1 rRNA gene is annotated in these 213 nt (G+C 55.9%); it reads right to left on the reverse strand.

Going from position 1 to position 213, the window contains the following annotated elements:
• A 23S ribosomal RNA gene (locus tag KI367_RS27035) occupies window positions 1-213 on the reverse strand; the annotation flags it as partial.

A 213-nucleotide genomic window follows, 5' to 3' on the forward strand; every position in this document is an offset into this window, starting at 1 on the left:
AATTTTCCCTCCCCGTCACAGCCCAGCCTTAACGATGTGCGGATTTGCCTACACATCAGCCTCACTGCTTGGACAGACATCCATCCGTCTGCGTCACTACCCTCCTGCGTCACCCCATCGCTCATAGCGGTTTACGGTGGTACAGGAATTTCAACCTGTTGTCCTTCGACTACGCCTTTCGGCCTCGCCTTAGGTCCCGACTTACCCTGAGCG

This window comes from Paenibacillus cookii, assembly GCF_018333375.1.
GTDB lineage: Bacteria > Bacillota > Bacilli > Paenibacillales > Paenibacillaceae > Paenibacillus_AQ > Paenibacillus_AQ cookii.